This window comes from Polynucleobacter sp. JS-Fieb-80-E5, from assembly GCF_018882015.1.
Lineage (GTDB): Bacteria > Pseudomonadota > Gammaproteobacteria > Burkholderiales > Burkholderiaceae > Polynucleobacter.
Genome location: NZ_JACVPH010000005.1, coordinates 214,801 through 235,814, shown reverse-complemented (window position 1 = coordinate 235,814; position 21,014 = coordinate 214,801). Strand labels below are relative to the sequence as shown.

At 46.0% G+C, this 21,014-nt stretch carries 21 protein-coding genes and 1 pseudogene; 6 read left to right on the top strand and 16 right to left on the bottom strand.

Annotation, left to right across the window (positions count from 1 at the left end; translation table 11 throughout):
• Window positions 1-30: 30 nt before the first annotated feature.
• The 7 genes and pseudogenes from ICN44_RS09345 to ICN44_RS09315 all read right to left on the bottom strand — a co-directional run bounded on the left by ICN44_RS09345 (window position 31) and on the right by ICN44_RS09315 (window position 5,639).
• A complete protein-coding gene (locus ICN44_RS09345) occupies window positions 31-252 on the bottom strand; it encodes a hypothetical protein (protein ID WP_216263680.1) in 222 nt (73 codons plus the stop codon).
• A 115-nt stretch (window positions 253-367) separates the two neighbouring features.
• Window positions 368-1,018, bottom strand: coding sequence for a molecular chaperone (locus ICN44_RS09340; protein WP_216263678.1), 651 nt, complete (start codon window positions 1,016-1,018; stop codon window positions 368-370).
• Entirely contained in the window at window positions 1,015-3,105 is a 2,091-nt protein-coding gene (locus ICN44_RS09335) for a 4Fe-4S binding protein (protein ID WP_216263677.1), read from the bottom strand. Before ICN44_RS09335 ends, ICN44_RS09340 begins: the two co-directional genes overlap by 4 nt.
• Window positions 3,106-3,116: 11 nt before the next feature.
• Window positions 3,117-3,683 (bottom strand): DUF3306 domain-containing protein, encoded by a 567-nt coding sequence (locus tag ICN44_RS09330; protein WP_216263673.1) that lies wholly within the window; start codon window positions 3,681-3,683, stop codon window positions 3,117-3,119.
• Window positions 3,683-4,198, bottom strand: coding sequence for a DUF3305 domain-containing protein (locus tag ICN44_RS09325; protein WP_370624896.1), 516 nt, complete (start codon window positions 4,196-4,198; stop codon window positions 3,683-3,685). Before ICN44_RS09325 ends, ICN44_RS09330 begins: the two co-directional genes overlap by 1 nt.
• A 32-nt stretch (window positions 4,199-4,230) precedes the next feature.
• Window positions 4,231-5,325, bottom strand: a pseudogene (gene apbC, locus ICN44_RS09320) (iron-sulfur cluster carrier protein ApbC); the annotation flags it as partial.
• Between the two features lie 113 nt (window positions 5,326-5,438).
• Window positions 5,439-5,639 carry a heavy-metal-associated domain-containing protein gene (locus tag ICN44_RS09315; protein ID WP_216263669.1) on the bottom strand — a complete coding sequence of 67 codons (201 nt, stop codon included), beginning with the start codon at window positions 5,637-5,639 and terminating at the stop codon, window positions 5,439-5,441.
• Window positions 5,640-5,690: 51 nt separating this feature from the next.
• Between ICN44_RS09315 and ICN44_RS09310 the strand changes: the two genes are divergently transcribed.
• Window positions 5,691-7,958 carry a cation-translocating P-type ATPase gene (locus ICN44_RS09310; protein ID WP_216263668.1) on the top strand — a complete coding sequence of 756 codons (2,268 nt, stop codon included), beginning with the start codon at window positions 5,691-5,693 and terminating at the stop codon, window positions 7,956-7,958.
• A gap of 50 nt (window positions 7,959-8,008) precedes the next feature.
• Here ICN44_RS09310 and ICN44_RS09305 read toward each other — a convergent pair whose 3' ends face one another.
• Window positions 8,009-8,806, bottom strand: coding sequence for a DUF3047 domain-containing protein (locus tag ICN44_RS09305; RefSeq protein WP_216263666.1), 798 nt, complete (start codon window positions 8,804-8,806; stop codon window positions 8,009-8,011).
• Window positions 8,807-8,853: 47 nt separating this feature from the next.
• Here ICN44_RS09305 and ICN44_RS09300 point away from each other — a divergent pair, with 47 nt between their 5' ends.
• Genes ICN44_RS09300 through ICN44_RS09280 form a run of 5 tightly spaced genes read left to right on the top strand, consistent with a single transcriptional unit; the run spans window position 8,854 to window position 14,411 of the window.
• Entirely contained in the window at window positions 8,854-10,350 is a 1,497-nt protein-coding gene (locus ICN44_RS09300; protein WP_216263664.1) for a glycosyltransferase family 39 protein, read from the top strand.
• Window positions 10,351-10,399: 49 nt separating this feature from the next.
• Window positions 10,400-11,443, top strand: coding sequence for a lysylphosphatidylglycerol synthase transmembrane domain-containing protein (locus ICN44_RS09295; RefSeq protein WP_216263662.1), 1,044 nt, complete (start codon window positions 10,400-10,402; stop codon window positions 11,441-11,443).
• 17 nt (window positions 11,444-11,460) lie between these two features.
• Window positions 11,461-12,720, top strand: a complete 1,260-nt coding sequence (locus ICN44_RS09290) for a glycosyltransferase family 9 protein (protein ID WP_216263660.1) — start codon at window positions 11,461-11,463, stop codon at window positions 12,718-12,720.
• Window positions 12,721-12,725: 5 nt separating this feature from the next.
• Entirely contained in the window at window positions 12,726-13,517 is a 792-nt protein-coding gene (locus tag ICN44_RS09285; protein WP_216263656.1) for a phosphatase PAP2 family protein, read from the top strand.
• Window positions 13,518-13,523: 6 nt separating this feature from the next.
• Window positions 13,524-14,411 carry a 23S rRNA (adenine(2030)-N(6))-methyltransferase RlmJ gene (locus tag ICN44_RS09280; protein ID WP_216263654.1) on the top strand — a complete coding sequence of 296 codons (888 nt, stop codon included), beginning with the start codon at window positions 13,524-13,526 and terminating at the stop codon, window positions 14,409-14,411.
• Here the strand turns inward: ICN44_RS09280 and ICN44_RS09275 are convergent.
• The 8 genes from ICN44_RS09275 to ICN44_RS09240 all read right to left on the bottom strand — a co-directional run bounded on the left by ICN44_RS09275 (window position 14,408) and on the right by ICN44_RS09240 (window position 21,005).
• Window positions 14,408-15,058: a heme-binding protein gene (locus tag ICN44_RS09275; protein WP_370624895.1), complete on the bottom strand. Its 651-nt coding sequence runs from the start codon at window positions 15,056-15,058 to the stop codon at window positions 14,408-14,410. The genes ICN44_RS09280 and ICN44_RS09275 overlap by 4 nt on opposite strands.
• The gene (locus tag ICN44_RS09270; protein WP_216263653.1) at window positions 15,055-15,999 is read right to left on the bottom strand and encodes an LD-carboxypeptidase; all 945 of its coding nucleotides are present in this window, start codon (window positions 15,997-15,999) and stop codon (window positions 15,055-15,057) included. The genes ICN44_RS09275 and ICN44_RS09270 overlap by 4 nt, the downstream gene beginning before the upstream one ends.
• A complete protein-coding gene (gene tadA / locus ICN44_RS09265) occupies window positions 15,996-16,454 on the bottom strand; it encodes a tRNA adenosine(34) deaminase TadA (protein WP_216263652.1) in 459 nt (152 codons plus the stop codon). The genes ICN44_RS09270 and tadA overlap by 4 nt, the downstream gene beginning before the upstream one ends.
• On the bottom strand, window positions 16,455-16,919 hold the full coding sequence (gene queD / locus ICN44_RS09260; protein WP_216263651.1) for a 6-carboxytetrahydropterin synthase QueD: 465 nt from the start codon (window positions 16,917-16,919) through the stop codon (window positions 16,455-16,457). It abuts the gene before it with no gap.
• 36 nt (window positions 16,920-16,955) lie between these two features.
• Window positions 16,956-17,609, bottom strand: coding sequence for a 7-carboxy-7-deazaguanine synthase (queE, locus tag ICN44_RS09255; RefSeq protein ID WP_216263650.1), 654 nt, complete (start codon window positions 17,607-17,609; stop codon window positions 16,956-16,958).
• Window positions 17,610-17,637: 28 nt separating this feature from the next.
• Complete coding sequence (locus tag ICN44_RS09250) at window positions 17,638-18,366, bottom strand: hypothetical protein (protein WP_216263649.1); 729 nt, start codon at window positions 18,364-18,366, stop codon at window positions 17,638-17,640.
• Window positions 18,342-19,043 (bottom strand): hypothetical protein, encoded by a 702-nt coding sequence (locus ICN44_RS09245; RefSeq protein ID WP_216263648.1) that lies wholly within the window; start codon window positions 19,041-19,043, stop codon window positions 18,342-18,344. Before ICN44_RS09245 ends, ICN44_RS09250 begins: the two co-directional genes overlap by 25 nt.
• A 63-nt stretch (window positions 19,044-19,106) precedes the next feature.
• Window positions 19,107-21,005 (bottom strand): radical SAM protein, encoded by a 1,899-nt coding sequence (locus ICN44_RS09240; protein WP_216263646.1) that lies wholly within the window; start codon window positions 21,003-21,005, stop codon window positions 19,107-19,109.
• Window positions 21,006-21,014 lie beyond the last annotated feature (9 nt).

The following is a 21,014-nucleotide window of genomic DNA, read 5'->3' as shown; positions in this document are numbered from 1 at the left end:
ACAGTGAAAGCAATAGTGAAGAGAAGATGGTTAAATCAAAGTGGATTCGTAGTACTTGCGCATGTGAGCAGTCATCGTTTGACCAACATCTTGCACGGCTTTGGCTCCACTAATTTCCTGGATAACCGCTTTGCCAATTGGGGTTTGACTCACTACAGCGACAGCTCCAACTGCAGCGCCTGCACCAATAAAGAACTTACGGCGCGATGGCTTATTTTCTTCGCTTAAAGCAACCTTGGATTTGACGGTCATTGCATGCTCCTATGGAATTATTCTTGATCTGCGTCAAGTGTAATAGGAAATCGCATTTTTGACATATTGGTGTAACTATTAGTTATTAGGACAATATTCATATTGCGATGCAACATCAAATCATGTCGAAGCCTTGGCCTTCAATTGCTAGGAATTCTCTGGTTAAGGCGGCGACTGGGTGATACAAATGCATTTCAGGAATGCCTTCTATTGCATCGCAAAATTCGTCATACCAGGGACGAATATGCTCATTGAAAAAAACCCTTTGATTTGTAAGGTTTGAGATCTCTACGTCATCACCCGCAATGAGATAACGCATGACCTCACTGAGGGCCGAGATATGGTCTTCAGTTTCAGTCACCTCTTCTGCGGCCTCGAGACCAAAACTCTCTAAAGCCTTGCGAATATTCACCAGGGGCTTCTCGTTGAGATGGCCCGCCATGTAAAAGGAGCCATTCAAAACAACATTCGGCTTGCCAACGCTGATGAAATTCAAATCAAACTCATCATGCCAAGCTTTGGCGGGATTATTTTTAGCAACCTCCACTACATCCATCCAAACCTTAGCCAAAGGTGCCTCATCTGCTGCATCTTGTTGATCAGCAGTGGCAGCAATTTGATCCAAAAGCTGTTGATCGGGCGGCATCTGAAAAAAGCGGGCGATCAAGCCATATAAATCTGCCCTAGCCAAATCCTCAGGCAGGCCTACATCGCCTACTTCGGCAGATAGATTCTCTTTCGCTACTTCTTTCGCAATTTCGCTCATGTTTCTTTTTTCACCATATCTACCACTCGACAATCACTACACATCTTCAATCGATCCATTGCAGCCCCAGCAAAAGCACCATGCGCTCCAAGCTTGCTGAGCATCAAATCAACCATCTTGAGTGTTCCGAAAGGATTGCCACAACTAATGCAATGGAAGGCCTGGGTTTCGTTCAGGGTAGTCCGTTGCTTGCGCTGCTCAACTGTTTGCAAACGAGGTGCAAGAGTTAAAGCCTTCTCGGGACAGGTTTGCACACAGATGCCGCACTGTACACACTGCTTCTCAATAAACGAAAGAATAGGCTCGTCAGGATTGTCTAAAAGCGCACCTTCAGGACAGCCGCTGACACAAGACATACACAAGGTGCAAGCATCTTTGTTAATTGCTAGACCACCCAACAAGGAAGACTTTGGAAGTACAACACCCATCTCCAGCAACGGAGTCTTCGCTTGTTTTTGCAAATGCTCTAAGGCTGCCTCAAGCGTTTCGCGTTTCTGATTCGATAAGCCAATGCTTGCAGGAGTACAGATAGGACCAAGCGATCCACGCTGACGTAACGCCGCCATTGCCTTGGACACCGTCGCCACATCTTCAACTGAATTAGCCAAGATCAAATGAACGCGATCGTCAAAGCCATACGCATTCAGAATGCTGTTTGCTAAAACTACCTGCTCTTCAAGTACTGCGCGATATGCAGGATCCTCGTCTCCACTTAATAACAAAGTCACTTCCGCAAAACCATACGTCAGCGCACCCAGCCATAAGTCCAAACCAGTAGAGGCAATATGCTCAATGCCATAAGGAATCACAAATGCAGGGAGGCCTTCGAATTGCTTTGGCATGACATGCGCTGATCTGCCCAAGCTATCAATCATTTGTGTACCCGCTTTTAGAGTATGCAAAAGCAAGCTGGGGGCCATCGCTTGATGAATCTTTTTAGCTTCGGCCGTAAAGACGCTCGCTACCGTTTTGAGTTCTTTGCCCTGATGAGCAACGCTTGGGTAGTTATAACGTATTGCGCCGGAAGGGCATGCGGTTGCACAAGCTCCGCAACCCATACAAAGATTTGGATTGACCTCTACAGAACCTTGCCCATTTTTAAAGATTGAACTAATAGCGCCTGTTGAACAAACATCAATACAAGCACTGCAACCTACTTTGCCATTACGGCCATGAGCACAAATTTTTTCGTTATAGGCAAAATATTTAGGCTTCTCAAACTCCCCCACCATCTCGGAGAGTTGATTCACTGCCAGCGCCTGCTCAAGAGGATCAATGCCAGGAGCAAAGTAACCCTGCGGCGTTTGACTCATGCGCATTTTGGGATCCAAACGCAAGTCCAAAATTAAATCGAATTCTGAATTGCGCTCACGCTCTTTGCGATCAAAAGAAATGGCGCCAATGCTGGTACATGCAATAACGCAGTCACGATGGGATTTGCATTTACTTAAATCAATCTGAAAGGAAAGATCAATAGCACCCTCAGGACATACTTCAACACAGGCCCCACAGCGAGTACACATCTCTGGGTCAATCGGATTTTGCAAATCCCAATTTACTGAAAAGTTTCCTAGATAACCATCCAACCTGGTTACTGCGCCGGTGAAGATTGGGTAGCTTCGGGTCAGCGGCAAGTCGCCAGGCTGCGTGCATAAGACTGAAACATCTAGCGATGGGCTTAATTTTTCAGCCCAAGGAATGGCTTGTGACCCAGCGCCGATAATTAATAATCTTCCCTGGCTTTCGTAATTCACAACAGGAACAGGTTCAGCCTCAGGCATGTCAGCTAAAGCTAACAACGCAGCAATTTTAGGTCCGGATGTTTTAGCCTCTTGAGTCCAACCAGCTACTTCACGAATATTGACAAAACGCAGTGGCGCAACTAATGGCTTTTCAGCTTGGTCAGCGAGCTCACTAAAAAGGGCACCCTCTTGCGTACACGCTATCACCAGAGAATCAGAACCATCTAGCGCTTTTAAAAAAGAGCCGACCTCTTGCCTGCATAAGGATTTATGAATCGGGACCCCGATAGCTTTTGCATCCAAAGGCATGGTGCCATTACAGTTGCAGACTAATTTTTGACTCATGCGCTATCTTCTTAGGTTTTTTTCTGGTCAGACTCTATTGATACCTTATTGGGCACCTCTTCCAACTGATCTGCAGGTTTTTGTTGTGTGGATGTTAAATCAGTTTGCTGTTGAGCTGCCAATGTGTCACCCTCAAGCCGCGGATTAGGCGCTGGGTTTACGCTTTGCTGGGATTCCTCAGCAAGCTCTTCGCTCGATTTGCGGAAAAGGTTGAGCATATCGCTCTGCACCATTCTCTCCAGCATTCCTGGTGGTAGCGGATCTGGTTTACTGTAGTCATCAATATAAATATCCAACCCATCCATGATGTTGAAATGGGGATCGGTAAACATTTTCTTTAGGGCAGCCTGCTGAACAGCAGGGTCTACATCCGGCTTCATAAAAGCAGAAAAATCCGGATCAAAACGATCAATCTTGACCACATCCTCCAGGGTAGCTGGCGGATGTGTAGTCTCTTGGGCGCCCTCAACGAGTGGAGCCTGAGCAGCCTCTTTAGGAGCCTCTACTTTTTTTTCTGGCGAGACATCTTCTTTACCCGCTTTAAGCTTAGACCAACGCCCCAAAAATCCATCGGCCATTATTCCTCCATAGGGCGTTGCGCACCCTTGAATGAAGCTGGCTTATGGCGTTTTTTGGGTTCCGGCCGATAGTTGTCATTGACATACTCTTGCAACCATGTGGCATGCTGCTCACTCAGCGGAATCGTATCAACAGACTCACCACCATCCAGCAAGCGAGCAGCTTCGTTATAACTGACGCAAATACGGTGAGGCACTGCAAATGAAGCTTCAGATTTTGCCAAGGGGAGCGATTGCTCATCAATATAACGCTCAATATCTTCTTCCAAACGCCACATGACAAACCATGCGGGCGTTGTTGCAGAAACATTGAGATAGTAGCCCTCAGCCTCGTCCGAAAAGAGATCGAGCTCATAACCTGTGAATAACCAGGATTCACCATCGGCATCGCGCCCAAGAAACTGACCCACAATGGATTTAGTTTGTTGACTATTGAATTGCCCAAAATCAGGCAACACTTCCTGAGGCACCCAGCGGAAGGAGACCCATGGGTTATCAATATTCTGTTTACGCATTAGTACTGCAAAGCGCATAAGTGTTCAGAGCCTCAGGTGTTTTGAACCACAATGTTCGGAAATTTACTGCTCATATCTTTAGATAGAGTAGCAACACGAATGGCTACCTGTCTAGCAATGCCTTTATAGATAGCACTAATAGCGCCATCTGGATCAGCCACAACTGTTGGACGCCCAGCATCAGCCTGCTCACGAATCGAAAGGTTCAGAGGCAATGAGCCCAAGAAATCCACTGCATACTCTTTACACATTTTTTCACCGCCGCCAGTACCGAATACATGCTCTTCGTGTCCACATTTAGTGCAAACGTAAGTGCTCATGTTTTCAATAATGCCAATGATGGGTACGCCCACCTTCTCAAACATCTTGAGGCCCTTACGCGCATCTAGCAAAGCAATATCTTGAGGAGTAGTCACAATGACTGAGCCTGTAACAGGAACCTTTTGTGCCAAGGTCAATTGAATATCACCCGTGCCAGGCGGCATATCTACAATCAGGTAGTCAAGATCACGCCAACGGGTTTGGCGAAGTAACTGCTCCAACGCTGAAGTCACCATTGGACCACGCCACACCATGGGTGCGTCGTCATCAATCAAAAAACCAATCGAGCTTGCCTGCAAACCATAGGCTTCCATTGGCTCAATCGTATTTTCTTCAATAGAGTCCGGTCTACCGGTGATACCCAACATCATTGGCTGACTTGGGCCATAAATATCCGCATCCAAAATACCGACCTGTGCACCTTCCGCAGCAAGAGCTAGGGCGAGATTCACGGCCGTTGTGGACTTCCCTACGCCACCCTTACCGCTTGCCACCGCAATAATATTTTTTACGCCGGGCAATAACTTCACTCCACGTTGCACTGCATGCGCAACGATTTGGCTAGAGATATTGACGCTCACATTTTTGACGCCTGATAACTCACGCAACGCATTGATTACCGATTTACGAATCGAATCGAACTGGCTTTTGGCGGGATATCCCAGCACAATATCTAAAGAAATATCACCGCCTTCTACGCGGAGATTTTTAACATTTTTTGCTGAGACAAAATCCATCTTTGTGTTTGGATCTACTAGACCCTTGAGCACGTCTTGAACGGCCTCTACAGTTACTGACACAACCTTCTCCTGTGAAGTGCAATTCTAAGTATGAAGACCTAGAATTGTTAAATGTAATATTTCTTAAATAGTGGGTAGATTAATGGTGCTGGCAAAAAATTGCTTACTACCCTTAAGTTCTAGGCCAAATTTGATACGGGAAACCCTGCTTCAGTAATCAATTGACTAGCCTGCGCCTGAGATAAACTAGTTTCAAGGGTGACGGTCTGACTTGCCAAATCCGCCTGAACTTTAGCCTGAGGATCTTGGGCTTGCACTGCCCGAGTGACCGCATTAATACAGCCCCCACAGGTCATTCCGGATACTTTTAAACTCAACATATAGGCCTTTTTGCTGTGAATATAGCTTGTATAGAGTAGATTATCTTCTATATGGCTCACCAAAAAGACACTCATTCAGAGCTATTTACTCTAGATATCGGCGGGATGACCTGCGCCTCTTGTGTTGGCAGGGTTGAAAAGGCTTTAGACAAGATAGCAGGCGTGGAAGCTGCCAGCGTGAATTTGGCAACTGAACAAGCCAAAATTCGCGTAAATGCCGATTCCGAGGTTCAAATCGATGACATCATCGCTTTGGTACAAAAAACAGGTTATTCAGCCAAAATCAGTGCGCCCCACGGCATTCCTGAGTTAGCTCCCTCTAAATTATTCTGGGGGACTGATGGTCTGGGTCGTGTCATTCTAGGTTTTAGCCTTTCAGCGCCACTTTTTTTACCCATGTTGCTCATGCCTTTTGGCATTCATTGGTCACTTTCACCGACATGGCAACTATTACTTGCGACTCCAGTGCAATTCTTTTTAGGATGGCGCTTTTATAAAGCAGGCTTCAAATCTCTGATGTCAGGTGTTGGCAATATGGATTTATTAGTCGCGCTCGGCACAAGTGCAGCCTACGGATTAAGCGTGTATCAAATGATTGCATCACCCCATGCAAGTCACGAGCTCTATTTTGAAGGATCAGCCGTCATTATCTGCATGGTCATGCTTGGTAAATGGTTAGAAGCCAGAGCCAAGCAACAAACTAGTGAAGCAATACGCGCCTTGCAAAAGTTATGGCCTGAACATGCCAAAGTCATCGAGCGCAATATTGTTATCAGTGAGAACTCTGCATTAGACCAATTTCGAGATCTTCCTCTAGATCAGGTATTCCCTAAAGATCGCGTCTTAGTGTTGCCAGGTGAACGTATATCGGTAGATGGAATCGTCTTACTTGGTAACAGCCATGTTGATGAATCCCTCCTCACCGGAGAAAGCGATCCCGTCAAAAAGCATCTTGGTGAAAATGTCATTGGCGGCTCACTCAATGGGGAAGGACTATTGGTGATTGAGGCCCAGGCAGTAGGCGTTGAGAGCGTTCTCTCAAAAATTATTTCTTTAGTGGAAGATGCGCAAACTCAAAAAGCACCTATACAAAAATTAGTCGATCAAGTGAGTGCAATTTTTGTCCCTAGCGTAATTGTGATTGCATTCATTACTGGATTAGCGAACTGGTTTTATTTGGACTCTGCATCCGTCGCCATACTGCGCGCAGTCTCAGTTCTCGTGATTGCATGTCCATGTGCGCTGGGTCTTGCAACACCTGCAGCCATCATGGCAGGAACTGGCGTTGCAGCACGTTTTGGAATCCTCATTAAAGATCCACAGGTATTAGAGTTGGCGCATCGCTTAAACGTAGTGGCCTTTGATAAAACAGGCACCCTCACCATTGGCAAACCAAGACTGCTGGAGATTATCCCTTTTGGTGATTCATTTGCGGTAGATGACATTCTCGCGAGTGCTGCAGGTTTACAACTCGGTAGTGAACACCCACTTGCGAAAGCACTGCTAGAAGCCGCTAAACAAAAGGGCTTAAATCCCATTACTCCATCAGACAGCAAAGCCCTGCCCGGTATTGGCATTAGCGGCAGGCCAAGCGCTGGCGTTTTCCTGGGCCTTAGTCTGAACCTACAAAGCATTGCATCGTTAGAAGGCAGCCCCCACTACTCCGCAATACTTGCAAAGGCACAAGCCTGTTTTGATGCCGGCCAAACTGTCTCCGTATTAATGAATCAAGAAAATCCTTCCTCACCCATTGCGATCATTGCCTTTGGAGATGAACTCAAAGATAACGCTCAAGAGGCGGTTACTTCACTTCATAAGTTGCATATTCGTGCAGTAATGCTTTCTGGTGACAATATTGCCGCCGCTAATCGTGTTGCCAAAACTATTGGCATTCAAGAAGTGTTTGCACAAATTATGCCTAGTAATAAAGCAGAAATTATTCGCCAACTCCAATCGAAAGATGGTGAACGTCAATTTGTTGCAATGGTAGGAGATGGCGTGAATGATGCGCCTGCTTTGGCAACTGCAGATGTGGGTATGGCAATGTCTACGGGCACTGATGTAGCCATGCAAGCCGCCGGCATTACCTTAATGCGAGGCGATCCCACTCTGGTTGCGAATGCTATCGATATCTCCAAGCGGACTTGGCAAAAGATTCAGCAAAATTTATTCTGGGCTTTTATCTTTAATGCCACCGGGATTCCATTGGCAGCGCTGGGGTATCTGTCACCCATGCTAGCTGGCAGCGCCATGGCCTTATCGAGCTTCTGTGTTCTTAGCAACGCCCTACTACTCAAGCGCTGGCATCCTGCGCATTAATTCATAACAAGCGTTGCTTGCTTGCAGATTGTTGCTTATTTGGAAGTAAGTTATTTTGGCTTCTTGCGAATGAGTTCAATGTCACCGTAATACGCACGCACTTCTGATTTGGTATTGTCTGTATCAGTAAGTAAGGCAATACCAATGACTTGGCCAGGGCTCTCACCGTAGGCACGCTTATAGTCGGCCGCTAAATCACGCTGATGCTTGTGCCACTGATCCAAACCATCCCAACCAGAATCCACCACAATCATTTTGATCCGAGAGGTATGCGCATTTGGAATGATGGCATCCACAGGGGACTTTCCAGACCAGATATACATCAATGTGGCATAGGGCATTTCTTGGCCGCTTATGAGATTGGCCATCTCAAAAGTCATTTTTTCTTTTAAAGATAGCTTTGACTTATTGCCATCAAACGCAACCAAGATACGTAGCGGAGCATCATCTGCATAAGCATCCGCATTATCAGCATTCACGATTGGGTTGATAGCCTTCCATTCCCACTGCAGCCATAAATTGCTTGCCTGACGAGGGCGTAACTTGACAGCCAACCCAGAGGCAGAAGTTTTGGAATTAGCGCTAAGCACCGTTTTGCCTTGATAGTTTTCTAAGCGATATACCGTATTCTTTTTAAAGGGTGCTATGCGGTAAAAATTCCAACCATTAGGCATGCCGGCCCGCGCAGTTTCAGCCGAGAATTTGGGCAGCTCTTCTTGTGCTGGCAATTGATCGGCATTAAATGCCTGTCCTGCCTCGTTTTGCACAGATTCTCCGCTCAGCCCAGCACATCCAGTCAAAAAAACGACTGCACCAAAGAATAAAAGTGAGAGGGCTTGCTTGAACATGTCTTAATTGTCCCAAAGAATGGTCTCTGTGAGTCTAAAATCATTACATGCGTCAACAATCACCTTCTGGCTGGGCTGTAATCTGCGTCCTTATTGCCGCGGTAGTGCACCTGGCTCTGGGCTTTTCAATAGAGTTTTCAGTTGATGAGGCCCACTATGCTCTATATGCGCAACATTTAGCCTGGAGTTATTTTGATCACCCGCCGTTGGTGGGTTGGATTCAATGGCCCTTAGTAGCGCTTACCTCTTCTGAAGGCATCATTCGCATCATCCCAGAGATGCTTTGGATTCTCTCTTGTTACTTAGTTTATGCAGTTACGGTTGAGGTGCACCACTTTATTCGTGGGCGCAACGCTGGCTATCTCACCAGTGCACTGCCATCAGCAAACTTATGTGGACTAATGGCGGTCCTAACAGTTATCGCTGCACCCATGTTGCACATTCTGGCAATCGGTTTACTACCAGATACTTTACTTGCGCCATTAAGTCTTGGTCTGATGTGGATGGCTTTACGTTGGTTAAGTAAAGACCAATTTAGTATTTGCGATTGGATCATTACTGGCATCTTATTAGGCCTAGCTGGCTTAAGTAAATACACGGCCGCTTTTACTGCGCTTGCGTTGCTATTGGTATTTTTGAGTACATCAAGAAAACCATGGATCACGAAAGCAGGCTTTTGGATTGCTGCACTAAGCGCCCTACTGTTGATCACACCCGTCCTGTATTGGAATTGGGCTAACGATTGGATTTCATTCAAATACCAACTTGCCCATGGTGGCGGTGGAGAATGGCTCTGGCGCAGGCTGGGTGCTTATATCGGCATTCAAATACTAGTCTTTGGTCCTCTTTTCATCTTGGGTTCTGTTGTGTTTTTAAAAGACTGCATGCATGCCACAAAACTGTCATTACTTGCGCTCTTTGGATTCTTTTTGATTCCATTCGCAATTTTTGCCAGCCTTTCTGGTGGAGGTGGACTTCCTCACTGGACTTCACCTGCTTGGTTCTGTCTCGCACCATTTGCCGGAATTGGTTTAGCAAAAGCTTGGGCTACACAACATCGTTACTGGATTCGCATTTTATTTTTTATTCAAATTGCTTTATGTTGTATCGGCTTTGGATATGTATTGTCAGGAGGCATTAGTTCGGCCCCAATTAAATCCAATCCAATTGCTGATTTATATGGCTGGAAAGTCGCGGGTCAAAAAGCAGCAGACCTTGCTAAGGCCACTAAAGCCAATGGCATTGCTGTTCAAAACTGGACTTTAGGAAGTCGAGCTGCTTGGTACGCTTCGCCTACGCCAGTTTTTGTTTTAGACCAAAGACAGGATCAGTTTGATCTCTGGTTTGGGGATTTACCAAAGGGAGCAAATGTACTCCTGATTAACTGGTCTGGAATGCCATACCCTCTGCCTGTGGGCAATAAATCAGTATTCCAAGCCTGCGAGCCCTTGGATAGCCTAGAAATCGTCCGATTTGGCCGAGTTCTATCTAAATTTGACTTTAGCCTTTGCAGTCACTGGCAAGGCCCCGGTCAAGCGGAGTAATTCCCCCAAATTCAAGACCTTAGGCGCCCGAGGCATTATCCTTACGCTTATGAGTTCACAAGCCCAACCCACCCCAAAGAGCCAATCGGGGTGGAAATCCATTCTGAAGAAGGCTTGGCCTACTATTCGCGTTCTACTCTCCGTTGCTCTGCTTTGGAAAGCAACAAGTGGAATTGATTGGCGCTCACTATTTGATACCCATATTCAGATGCAGCCTCTATGGTTCTTAGCGGCTCTAGCAAGCATGATGTTGGCATTTATTTGTGGCGGATATCGCTGGGGCTTGTTTATGCAAAGAGTGGGATTTCCCCGCCGTATTCGCTCTTATATCGGCCTCTACTTTACAGGCGGTCTCATTAACCAAGGTCTGCCTAGTACCTTGGGTGGCGATAGTTATCGCGCCATTACTGCAACGCATTTGACCAGCACCGGCAATCTCTCGGAAACCAAAGAGTTGGATGATGAACTTCATCACTCAGTAGACCTTGGGCATGCCACCCCTAAATTGCGTTTAAGTTTTTCGATGGTGTTGGTAGATCGCCTTCTTGGTTTAGCGGGCAACAATTTACTAGGCGGGATTGGCTTGATTTTGGGTGGCGCCACCCTCGCAGCATGGGGTCAAGATTTAGGTTACGCGGTAATAGCAGTCATGCTACTAGCCGGTGTAGCGATTGCTCTGATACTCGCCTGGGGGCCTAGCAAGCAACTCCTGCAAAAACTCTTAGAACGCTTCAATATGAATAACGCGATGCCTGGTATCCAGCTAGCGTTTGCGTGGCCTAACAATATTGCTCAAGCATGCCTGGCGATTGGCATTCATTTCCTCACTATTTTGACGCTACTCTTTTGTCTTAAGGCTTACGGTGTAGATGCACCTATCGAAGGCTTAATGATTGGCTTACCTGCACTCAGCCTGTTGCTCATGTTGCCAATTAGTATTTCGGGATGGGGCTTGCGTGAAGCCACCCTTTCATCTGTCCTGGCCTTATGGGGTGTTAACCCCTCGCTAACAGTATTAGCCTCTATTAGCTACGGAGCAATTACTGTTTTATCGGTGCTACCAGGCGCCTATTTTTTATTAAAACGAAAATAATTTTTTAGAGCCAAACTATGACTATTAGTGTCAACACTATGCGTGCGATTGATCATTGGGTCGGCGTACCTCTTTGTGCAATCGTTAGCCCATTTATCGCTTTGATTGATCGCATAAAAAATATATTCAATCACGGGCCAGAGACTCCAAAAAAATTACTCTTTATTGAACTCTCAGAAATGGGCAGCGCCATTCTGGTAGACCCTGCAATGCGTAATGCAAAAGCTCGTGGAGCAGAATTGTTTTTCTTGATCTTCAAAAGCAATCGCGCCAGCCTGACTTTACTCAACACTGTTAAACCAGAAAATATCTTCACAATTGACTCATCTAGCTTGGGCGGATTAATCAAGGATACGCTGCGCTTTTTGGTTCTTGCTCGCAAACACCGCATTGATACCGTCATTGACCTAGAGTTGTTCTCTCGATTTACCGCCCTACTGACTGGTATGTGTGGCGCTCGTCGTCGCGTCGGTTATCACATTTTTCATGGTGAAGGTTTGTGGCGCGGCTTTATGCTCACTCGCAAGGTGCACTACAACCCGCATATCCACATTACTAAGAATTTTCTATCTTTAATTCATGCGGCATTTGCCCAAAAAATTGAAGTTCCATTTAGCAAGATTGAGATTCCGGATTCTGAAGTACGCCTAGAGCAAGCCATCATCAATCAAAGCGTGCTGGAAAAGGTGCGCGAGCGTATTGAAAAAATGGCTAAAGAGGCCCGCATCAATTACACCCCGGGGAAAGACCGCCTCATTCTGATCAATCCGAATGCAAGCGATCTACTTCCACAGCGACGTTGGGCGCAACAACGTTTTTCTGAGCTGATTCAAGCAATTCATCAGCAATATCCAAATGATCTCATCTTGATTACCGGCTCACCTGCTGAGTTTGTGTATGTTGAAAAAGTTCGCGCTGTTGCTAATGTTAAGAATGCATTGAACTTTGCCGGACAGGTCAGCTTTGCTGAGCTGCCACCGTTGTACACCCTATCAGATGTCATGGTTACTAACGACTCTGGTCCTGGTCACTTTTCAGCCGTGACACCACTGAGAACTGTTGTTCTCTTTGGACCGGAGACTCCAGCACTTTATGGCTCTGTTGGCAATTCTATTGCGATCACTGCCAATCTTGCTTGCTCGCCCTGCGTGAGCGCTGCCAATCATCGTAAAACCCCTTGTCAGGACAATGTGTGCATGCAGGCCATCACTGTTCCACATGTCCTAGACAAAGTAATCAAGCAATTGCAAGATGCTGACAAGGCAAAGGCTCGCTAAGCTGGATGAACAAAAAGGCAATACCTCAATTTGCTTGGTTTATTCCACTAGCGCCAATTGCACTTGCATCTGCAATCTACTTTGGCGAGCTTCAAAGTAGCAGCTTCCTATTCATTAATCAACTAACGCAGCAGCTACCAAATATTCTTTGGGCTTGGCTGACTTTTTTAGGTAATGGCTGGGGTGTTTTCGCTTTAGCCTTTCCGCTACTATTACTGGCACCAAGAATGCTCACTGCTGGAATTTTTGCCGGTGTATTGGCCGCATTAACAAGCCCCCTTTTAAAAGGCTTATTTAATTTGCCAAGGCCAGCAGGCGTACTAATAGATGGAAGCTTTCATCGCATCGGCGAAGCCCTGCTACATAAAGCTTTTCCTTCTGGGCATACCCTAACTGCATTTGCCATTGCGAGCGCTTTATATTTTTCTGCCAACAAAGAGAAACGCACACCACTACTTATCTTATTTTTATTGGCCGCACTGGTGGGCCTTTCACGTAATGCAGTAGGGGCTCACTGGCTCACTGATGTTTTAGGCGGAGCAGGTTTTGGCATGTGGTGCGGCATGGTCGGGGCACTAATGGCTAATCAATTTCCAGTAAATCAATTGGGTCCAAGAAAAATCTGGACACATCTAATCGCGCTTGGTGGTGTTGTCGCAATTTATGCCCATCTCACTCAAATCATGGATCTAGAATTAAATCTTCCTTTGCAATATTTATCTATTGCTATAGTGGCTTCTACTCTAGCCTTCTATGTCAGAGCGCAATTTGCACCAGCACCTCACAAGGCAGAATAATTCAGAATGTTTAGTTATCGACATGCATTTCATGCGGGCAGCCACGCAGACATTCTGAAGCACCTTACCTTAATTCATTTGGTTCAGTATCTGCAAGAAAAACCGGGTGCGCTTATGCTTGTTGATACACACGCGGGTGCAGGAATCTATAGCCTACAAGATGGCTTCTCAGCTGTGAGCAAAGAAGCAGATGGTGGAATTTTTCGTCTGATGCAATATGTAGAAACTTGTGTAACTGCAAATATACCGGTGCCAGAAAGTATTCAAGAGTATTTAAAGTTTGTTGAAATAGAGAATGTTGCTGGGCAGCTCACGACCTATCCTGGCTCCCCATTCATTTTGGCTAGACTATTACGCCAACAAGACCGGCTCAAGTTATTTGAACTACATCCCAAAGAAATTGACATCCTTCGCCACAATATTGGTGAGCTGAAACAATCAAAACAGATTGATATTTATGCAGAAAATAGCTTTGCCAGACTAAAGGGTTTGCTACCTCCCCCAAGTCGCCGTGGCTTAGTATTAATTGATCCTTCTTACGAAGATAAACAAGACTATCGCTCTCTAGAGACCGCTATGGAAGAAGCCCTACAACGCTTTGCTACAGGCTGCTATGCTATTTGGTATCCCGTAATTTCCAGAAGAGAGTCGATCGCCCTGCCCGATCGTTTGAAAAAAATTGCGGCTGCCCATAATCGCTCTTGGCTCCATACAGAATTGCGTGTGGAGAATGCACCTGGTGAGCGACGCCTTCAGTGCAGCGGCATGTTCATCATCAATCCGCCCTGGACTCTTGAAAAACATCTGGCTCAGGCCTTACCAACCTTAACTAAAGCTTTAGGTATAAATGGCGGTGGACAGTTCTTACTAAAAAGCTTTGAAGCAAAGAACTAGTCACGGAGGTTAATCATGACCTCGTTACGACGCATGAAGGGTAAGGTCCATGGCGGGTTATAGCGCGCGAAATTTGGAGCCCCGGCACTTTGAAGATTGCGGGATTTGATCCACTGCTCTAGTTCGAGCGTTTTTTCAGCCACTTTTTGATCGTTATAAAACCCTGTAAAACTGATGACTGCTTTTTTCATTGCGGGAATTTGACGTAGTTGCACCTGTGAATTCGTGGGCTTTGGTATTGTCTCCATGGTGTACTCAGCAGGCATCACAAAAGATACAGTCCATTTACCAGCATTAGGCTCAATTCCAACTGGAGTGGTCATGGCAATCTTAGCGCTCTTAATCGTTTGATCGGCCACCGTCACTGGTGCCGTCATCGCTATTTTTTCGCTAACTTGATTCTGCCCGAATATATAGGCTGCAATTAAACGAAAGCCTTGACCGGAAGCGCTATCCAAATCCCCTTCAACTTGAACCTCAGCCACCAGCATAGGCGCATATGATCGAACTTCAAAAGGCGATTCTTTTTCAAGAACAGTATATTTCGGCTCTTCAGTTGCCATTACTGCTCCTGTAAAGGTAAGCGCAATTAAAACTAAAATGCCATCTAAGAAAAGACGGGCCAAATGATTGTTAAAAAAAATCACCACTTCGCCTTCAGTTCAAACCCACTTGTATTGAAATCTAAGCGAGCTATGGCGCCAATAGGTAATGTTAATTTATTTGCCTGATGCCCAAAAGGTAGGCCCGTCAAGATTGGAATGTCTTCTGCTAAGCGATTACGAACAGCTTCAATCGCCCGCTCGAGTGAGTAGCCTTTGTCGTTATCGTACAAGCGGTATGCAGAAAAACCACCTAATACTATGGCGCCCTGATTAGATAGGACGCCTGCATCTAGAAGTTGCATCAACATTCTCTCGATTCGATAAGGATGCTCATTCACATCTTCCAAGAATAAGATACCGCCCTGGGTTTGATTGGCAGATGGAAGATATGGTGTGCCTACCAAACCAGCTAATACCGTTAAATTACCGCCCCACAAAAAACCTGTGAGAGATCGTGAACTTTGAGCACCCAAGAAAGATTGTGGGATTGATACCTGGCAATCGAGCTTGCGATCTTGTACTGCAGTCTGGAAATGCTGCCACATGAATTCATCTGGAACCACTGGTGCACCATCATCACCTAGGCGCCCAAAGTCATAATTCAACATTGGTCCAGCCAAAGTAATAGCACCTGTCTTTGCAAGCAATCCCAACTGAAAGACTGTGAAATCACTGTGACCGCAAATTTGTAAACCCTTTTGAGTGGCCTTTGCTATTGCATCCCACTCAATCCCGGGAAGCAAACGATGAAGACCGTACCCACCGCGCATAGCCATTACTATGGTCTGAGGATCTAAGTTAGCAATACTATTGAATTCAGTAAGGCGCTCTTCGTCACTGCCAGCAAAGCGCTCATATACTCGCCGCACACAATCGGTATTTTGGACGACATTACCCTGTTGCCCTAACCAGTCGATGCCAGCCAGCGGGCTTTTGCTATCTAAACTTGCTCCAGATGGAGCAATCAGGTGAATGGCTTTCAACGTCGTCCCTTAAAAAAATCACGCAGCAACTGACCGCACTCCTCACTCATGATGCCACCCTCTACGCTAGTTTGGTGGTTAATCTTCTTAGAGGCGAATAAGTCTATTACGCTGCCAGCAGCACCCGTTTTGGGATCGGGCGCGCCATAGACTACACGATCAATCCTAGCATGAAGCATGGCGCCAGAACACATCGCGCATGGCTCCAGGGTCACATAAAGCGTGCTTCCTGGGATGCGGTAATTTTCTTGGGCTAGTGAAGCTTCTCGCAAGGCCAGCATTTCAGCATGGGCACTAGGATCATGATTGGTAATGGGTTTATTGAATGCCTTTGAAACAACCTTGCCATCTTTAACTAACACCGCCCCTACAGGAACCTCGCCCGCCTGAGCTGCCAATTGAGCCTGCTCAATTGCCATCTGCATATATTGCTGGTCAAGCTCTGCTTGCGTCATTTAAACAGGACGAACATCAGCCCAGCAATTGGGAGTCTCATAAAGGCGAATAGCAGAAAGCTCGAGGCGACCACTAAATGCTTTGCTAAACACTGGTTGCAAGATAGCAAAAGCGGCGCGAGCAAGATTCTCCACAGTAGGGACGTGATCCATGATTACCGTCTTATGATTTGGCAAGCTCGCCAAAAAAGCAACTAAACCCTCATCTTCCTTGGCGACTAAAAATGCATGATCCCAAAGATCCACGATGTATTGGTTAGTTAGGCGTTTGATGTCACCAAAATCAAGCACCATTCCATCATCAGCTTTACCGGGGTGCTCTGCCACTTCACCAATCAGCGTCACTTCAATCGCATAACGATGCCCATGAAGATGACGACATTGCCCATCATGGTTTGGAATACGATGTCCTGAGTCAAACTCAAGACGACGGGTAATGGAAATAGGGGCTTGTTTATTGGTCATTGAGTACTAAAGTATTCTGATTTGAACTGATTCATATTAACGAATCCCAATGAGTTTATGAGATTGCAGACTTAGTCTCCACAAAGGACGTTTTTGACATAAGCTTACCGCCAATTCAGTATTGTTTTTCAGGTTCTGGCTATCCATCGGTTGTAAGAAACGATTGCGATAATCCATTCCCTCAAAACGGGCCATTAACTTTTCTAGCGGCTGGTGATCGTTTTGCGGAATCACTAGCTTTAACTCATCTGCTTGCAGAACAATGAGTTCAGATCCTGCTTTTGGACTTACACATACCCAATCGATTCCCTTGGGAACTTTAATGGTGCCATTAGTTTCAATAGCTACAGCAAACCCTTTTTGGTGAAGCGCAGCAATTAACTCTTCATCCAGTTGTAATAGAGGTTCGCCGCCGGTAAAAACTACATAGCGCTGCTGAGGACCGGCCGAAGTACTTCGCCATGAAGCCTCAATTGCATCCGCTAGGGAAATGGCAGTTTCAAACTTACCGCCTCCCAAGCCATCGCTACCTACAAAATCGGTGTCGCAAAACTGACAAATGGCAGTTGAGCGGTCTTCTTCGCGACCACTCCAAAGGTTACAGCCAGCAAAGCGACAAAACACTGCCGCCCTACCAGCGTGGGCACCTTCGCCCTGAAGCGTGGGAAATAGTTCTTTTACGGTATACATAACGATAAGGCTATTTTAAGCGCTTTACTTACTTCCAGGAGATTAACTCCCACTCCAGGTAGTCCTCCCAATAGGCATTGGACCAATAAACACCTGAAGTAATGTAGCGCCCTGAACTACGCCGAATAGCCCAGCGCCCGATTTCTGGCGCAAACCATAAGTCCTCTTGCCTCACATTACCAACCCTAAATAGATCATTGCTGACAAAATTAGGTATTTCGTTATGAAACCGCAGAACGGTAAATTCTCCAGCCGGAGTCTGAATGCGCTCCCATTGAGATACAGTCATACTAAGCCCCCAGTAATAACTACCATCAGGATAGTTGGGGACTTGGTAGTGAGTAGTAAAAAATTCACTCCAGCCAATCTGTAATTGCTGAGGCCATAGAGAAATGGGTTTTGAAAATTTCTGCGGTGGCTGCCAATGGGGATCTTGCAGCACAAATCCCCACGGAGATTGAATTTCATCGGGAAGCGATCCCGACTTCAGGCTTTTACGAGCAATTCGCACTTCGTTGCCTACTGAAACTACTTTTTCAGTAATAGTGTCAATAATCTCTTGATTAAATACATTGCGAACCTGGTAGACCCATTCTTGCCCTACCTTTGGCGCTCTTACGGTAGGGGTTGGTATTGGCTGTGTCTCAATAACTCCCTTGGGAACAGGCTGAGAGGCAACACACGCCATGAGAAAAGCAGGTAGCGCCAGTAAAATTAAACGGCGCAAAGTCTTTACTTGTAAGAAGTTAATTGCCATTGAAAGCTATCTTCTAAATTTGGCATACCCAATTGACCCTGAATCATGTATGAGCCAGAGGACTCACGCGCTACCCAGCGACCAATACTTGGTGCGAACCAAATCGTTTCCTTACGAATGCAGTTAACCTTGTTATCGTCATTACTCTCATAATTAATCAAGTTTTGATAACGCAAAGTTAAAAAAGTTCCGGCAGGCACGGTAATCTGCTCCCAGCCATGCGCGCTCATGTATTCCTGCCAACCATATGAGTTCTCGGAATATCCAGCCAAACTGTATTTTGTATTTAACTGCTTACTCCAGCTAGAGCTTAGCTCTTGAGGCCACAAGGGAATTGGTGGCTTAAAGCTCATCACGCGCGGCCAAGCAGTATCAGTTTGAACAACCCCCCATGGGCCTTGGATCTCACTAGGCAATCTTGCCCCGCTATCATCTGTACGATCAATCACAATGTTTGATCCTAGGCTAGCCACCCTTTCGGTAATGACACCCAGAGTCTTGCCGTCAAAAGCATCACGCTTTACATATGTCCACTCTTGGCCTACCTGAGGAGCTCTCACGTTCGGAGTAGGTTTAGGCTGTGCAACTGGAGTACCCCGCTGATAGGCCAATGGAACTCCACAGGCAACTGGCACTAAGGCGGCTGATGCAATAAAAGAACGGCGTGATAAGTTCATTTCTCTCTCCTACATTCATTTAACACTATGCAAATAATTTTACTTCTAGGTCATGCAAGCTAGCTATTGGTATAGGGTATTTTCTATGAAATTATTTGGGATAGTTGTCTTCGGAATAGTGACCCCCAACCCCTTAAACCAGGACTCAACTTTCATATCAAAGCCAACGCCATGCATATAGTTATAGATTGCCTTTTTCAGCCCCTGGCCGAGGACGTCATGATCAACCCCAGTAGGGTCAATAAAGGCAACATCATTCTTGGCAAACGTAATTTCCGGCAAAGGAACGAGTTCAATGCCATATTCTTGTGGATTCAGACCCACAGGAGAATGCACTGTACAGGTGAAGCGATGGAAGAATCCACTTTGGATGCAACCATTCTCAAAAAGTTGCTTCACGTATTCCAAGGCATCTACTGTTTCTTGAACTGTTTGAGTTGGAAAACCATACATCAGATATGCGTGTACCAAAATACCAGTATCCGAGAAGCCCTTAGTCACTCGAGCTACCTGCTCAACTGACACTCCTTTTTTCATCAAATTGAGAAGGCGATCGGAAGCCACTTCAAGGCCGCCTGACATGGCAATACAACCACTCTGAGCCAAAAGTTCAGCCAATTCAGGGGTGAAGGTTTTCTCAAAGCGAATATTGCCCCACCACGAGATCAGCACCTGACGGCGAATGAGTTCCTCAGCAAGAGCCTTTAATATTTTTGGTGGGGCTGCTTCATCGACAAAGTGAAACCCCGTTTGCCCAGTCTCAGCAATAATTTGCTCGATACGATCCACTAGCAAGCTCGCTGAAGCAGTTTCATAACGAGAAATATAATCAAGGGACACATCACAAAAACTGCACTTTTTCCAATAACAGCCATGCGCAACAGTCAGCTTATTCCAGCGGCCGTCACTCCATAGGCGATGCATCGGATTGAGCATATCCAAAAGAGATAAATAAGAATCTAGCGGTAACCCATCCCAAGTAGCAGTGCCAACCTCTTCAAAAGGCACATCAAGTTCTTGCCAATTGAGATATTGCACTTGATTACTAGAATTCCGAATAAAGGTGCGCACCAATCTTTCGGTAGAGCGTTTGCCACCAATGTGCTCGAGCAACGCAAGCAGCGGTCTCTCACCAGAATCTAGCGTAATGAAATCCACATAATCAAAGATGCGAGCATCGGATAACTCTCGAAGCTCAGTATTGACATAACCACCACCCAAAGCAATCTTGATTTCTGGATATGATTTTTTAATCACTTGGGCTATACGCAAGGCCGCATACATTGCTCCCGGAAAAGGGACTGATAAGAGCACCAAACTAGGATCGTGTTTTTTAATCGTATGTTTTGTAAGCTTCTGCAGATGTAAATCCATCAGTGTTGGCTTAGCGTTCAATGCACTCTCTAAAGGCGTAAATGTGGGTTGACTCCCTGCTAGAGATTCTGCATAGCGAACGAATTCAAAACGATCGTCAACGGCATCACGCAAGACATCTGAAAGATCGTTGAGATAGAGGGTTGCAAAATGACGCGCCCGATCTTGAGAGCCCAAAGCGCCAAATGCCCAAGCCAAAGAATCGCCCGCCTCCTCATCGTCAAATGCATCCAAAGAAGCAAAGCGTGGCCCCTCAGGCAAGAAACCTCGAGCATTGATGCGATGACTCAGAGTGCTATCGCGCCCCTGCAGGAAAGCAATCACAGGCGCAATACTAGACTGATAAGCCGTAAAGTGGTCCAAGAAAAAATTGACACTAGCACTACGATTTTCTTCAGGGATATTGATTGCTTCAGCACGAATCTCTGCAATACCCTCAGGCGTAAAAAAACTGAGCACTAGAGCCAAAGCCAGATCTTCTTGAACAGCATCAATGTCACGAGATCTCAAAAACCCTGTTAGATAGGCCGTAGAAGGATACGGCGTATTGAGCTGAGTCATTGGAGGAATGAGGCTTAATACCTTCATATGTATTGA